We start from the raw sequence: 466 nt of genomic DNA, 5'->3' as shown, positions 1-466 counted from the left end.
ATGACCGACATGACCCAGCAGTCGCGCGCGGCCGAGACCCAGATGACCCGCTCGGTTCAGGGCCAGGGCAATCTGATCGACGTGGTGACGGCGCTGAGCTCGGCCGAGGCGTCGTTGGAGACGGTGATCTCGGTCCGCGATCAGGTGATTTCCGCCTACAAGGAAATCATGGCGATGCCGATCTGACGGATCAGCCCCTATAGATCTGTAATCCTAGCCGCGACGCTCAGGATGACGGGTGGCGTGCCCTCAGAAATACCGTTCTGCGATGCGGATCGTGTCGCCGGGCAGGATGCGGGCGTCGGGCGACAGGGGCTGTTCGTCGGCGGCGCCGGCGCGGCGGACGAACAGGCGGCGGCTGTTGGCGCGGTAGGTGAAGCCCTGGGCCGTGGCGACCGCCTGCAGCGCCGTCAGGTCGCTGGCATAGGGGTATTCGCCCGGCCGATTGACCTCGCCCAAAATGTAG

General features: G+C 65.9%; 2 protein-coding genes. One reads left to right on the top strand and one right to left on the bottom strand.

Going from position 1 to position 466, the window contains the following annotated elements; genetic code table 11:
- On the top strand, positions 1–186 hold a 186-nt coding region (locus tag CVH10_RS17410; protein ID WP_181244453.1), incomplete at its 5' end, for a flagellar hook-basal body complex protein FliE.
- A 63-nt stretch (positions 187–249) separates the two neighbouring features.
- Here the strand turns inward: CVH10_RS17410 and CVH10_RS17405 are convergent.
- Positions 250–466 (bottom strand): polysaccharide biosynthesis/export family protein (locus tag CVH10_RS17405; protein WP_106489347.1); only part of this gene is annotated, 217 nt, incomplete at its 5' end.

It is taken from the genome of Halomonas sp. ND22Bw (genome assembly GCF_003011945.1).
In the GTDB taxonomy this organism is placed as follows: Bacteria; Pseudomonadota; Gammaproteobacteria; order Pseudomonadales; family Halomonadaceae; genus Halomonas; species Halomonas halophila.
The sequence above is the reverse complement of the archived record's forward strand: the minus strand, read 5'-3'. Positions and strand labels throughout refer to the sequence as shown.